General features: G+C 39.2%; 2 protein-coding genes (both only partly in view). Both read left to right on the plus strand.

Going from position 1 to position 2500, the window contains the following annotated elements; genetic code table 11:
• Positions 1 to 2102, plus strand: the 3' portion of a protein-coding gene (locus tag LEP1GSC062_RS09720; RefSeq protein WP_010578831.1) for a chromosome segregation SMC family protein. It extends 673 nt beyond the left edge of the window; 2102 of the gene's 2775 nt are visible here — the last part of the coding sequence; its start codon lies beyond the left edge, outside the window; the stop codon is at positions 2100 to 2102.
• A 323-nt stretch (positions 2103 to 2425) separates the two neighbouring features.
• On the plus strand, positions 2426 to 2500 hold the start of the coding sequence (locus LEP1GSC062_RS09725; RefSeq protein WP_020984028.1) for a transposase. The gene runs 297 nt beyond the window's last position; the window shows 75 of its 372 coding nt (coding positions 1–75); it begins with the start codon at positions 2426 to 2428; its stop codon lies off the right edge, out of view.

Genomic DNA, 2500 nt, shown 5'->3' on the forward strand with positions numbered 1-2500 from the left:
CAGACAAGATTATACGTTATCTGAAATTTTCCACTCTTACCAAAAAATTGAAAGAGTCCGAAGACGAGCTTCAAGGAATCAAGGATAAGAACCAGACCCTACTGGATACGATCGGTGAAGAAACCGGAAGAATCGAAGTGTTGGAAAAAGATAAGTCGGAAATCGAAGTGAGAGTTTCCGAAATCGACAAGAAACTATACGATCATCTTTCCCAAACGAAAATTCAAAAAGAAAAGATCGAGAAAAACAGACAGATTATTCTGGAATACGAAGAAAGGGTTTCGGAGATGACCTCAATCCTCAATGGGGAAGAATCCTCTTTGAGTTTGTTAGTTATCGATCTAGAAAGGATTCAGAAAGAAGTTTCCGAGTTAGAAGGGGAGATCGAACTTCTTGAGGAAGAGATTCGGAAGCTAAAAGACTCCAAACTTGGCCTTGAAAAACAAATCGAGGATGAAAACGTTTCCGTTCTTGAAAAGGAATCAAAGATTGTCTCAAACGACAAGGCTCACAATGCGCTTCGTGAAAAACTCAAGGAAGTCATTTTCGAACTCGTTAGCCGACTTGAGTCCAGAAAAAAAGAAGCGATCGATACCGAAAATCGCAGAAAAGAACTGAAGGAGTTTCTCCTTTCCAAGATGTCAGAATATTCTCGGAAGATAGAGACGTTACGATCTGATTTGGAACTTTCCGAAAAATCGAAGATTCAATCTGTTCTGGAAACCCTGGATCTGGGGGAGTTGCGATTCAAACTTGAGGAGTTCGTTCATCTTGAGGATATGATTCGAAACATTCTTTTCGATCGGGACGGATTTTTATCCAGAAAGGAAGCTTTGGATCAGCAGATCGAAGATCTGATTTTGGAAAACGAAAACCTTACGAGAGGTATTAAGGATTCCGGTTTAAAAATCGAATCCTTGAGAGAAAGTTTGGAAGCCAATAAGGAACAAACTGTATTTTTAGAAAAAAAAGTATTGGAACTCGGTTCCGAAAGAAATTCCAGACTGGAGGCGGGAAAGGCAATCCAACTACGTAAGGAAGAAATCGAAAAAAGGATTCAGACCGCAAAGGATTCCATCCAAAATGTGATCTCTAAAAAGCAGGAATTCGAAAGAGAAGTTTCCGAGCTAGAACAACAGATAGAATCGAGTTACAATGAATTTTTGGATATGAGCCGTGTTCTTGAATCCGAAAAAGAATCTCTTCGGAATATTTTGAAAGAGATACAAAACTTAAAGCATGATATTCAAAAGAATCAGGATGATTTTAAGAACCTGATTCCTATTCTGACGGAAAAGGAAAGAACCGTTTCCGGTTTGAAAGTGCAGATTGATTCGTTTACCGAGGAACTTTATAACGACTATTCCATTTCCGAACAGGAACTCGTTTCAGAATTTCAAAATAGAAACTTAGAAAGAACTAAAGAAGAAGTAAAGCTTAAGAGGCTTAAATCCGACATTCAGATGTTGGGTTCTATCAATCCTCTTTCCATTGAAGAGTATAGAAGTGTGAAAGAAATTTTTGAACACCATCGAGTTCAAAAAGAAGATATTGAAAAATCGAAAGCGGACGTGGAAGACGTTCTGAATCGAATCAACGAGGAATCCGAAAAACTATTCCGTGAAACTTTTGAAAAGATTCGAGAGAATTTTCAGGAAACTTTTTCTACTCTTTTCAATGGGGGACGTGCGATTTTAGAATTGGCGGAAAACGAGGACAGTCTGAATGCCGGGATCGAAATTATGGCGGAACCACCCGGTAAACACGTTCAAAATTTACGGCTTTTGTCCGGTGGCGAAAAGTCCATGACTGCGATTGCGTTGCTCTTCGCGATCTATATGGTAAAACCTTCTCCGTTTTGCTTTTTAGACGAAATAGACGCGGCTCTTGACGAAGCGAATAAACTTCGTTTCTGTCAGATTCTGGACAAGTTCAAGGACAAGTCTCAGTTTATCGTGATCACCCACGCTCAATCCACGATCAATAGAGCGAATTCTCTTTTCGGAGTTACGAACGAGGAACCGGGGATTTCCAAAATCCTTTCTTTGAAATTGAATGAGGCGGTTTCTATCGCGGAGAAGGTTACGGAAGCGGCCGTTTAAAAGAAAATTTTCATTTGGAAAAATACGGCGTCATTATATGCAGAAATTCTAATTCGTTTTACGTGTAGAAGTTGTTTCCAAATTATCGTTTATTTTCGACCACCGATGGCGTGGAACAGGATTGTGTTGCGCTTCCTTAGTATATGTTCCCTGTGATTAGTGAAGAAAATGGAGTTTAATTTTAATAACGAAATAGAAAATCTTCCTTCCGGTGCTAAATTCAAATCAGATTGCGATTGAAGTTGAGTCTCTTAGTACCAACTGAAATCACATTTACGATCTTGTAGCGTCCTAGAAAAAGTTGTCAGAAAAAGGAAGGGAAAATGACAACGATCAGACGTTACAGCGAAGCGTTCAAGATGAAAGTGATCAAGGAAATAGAGAGTGGCAAATACAAC

This window comes from Leptospira alexanderi serovar Manhao 3 str. L 60 (assembly GCF_000243815.2).
In the GTDB taxonomy this organism is placed as follows: domain Bacteria; phylum Spirochaetota; class Leptospiria; order Leptospirales; family Leptospiraceae; genus Leptospira; species Leptospira alexanderi.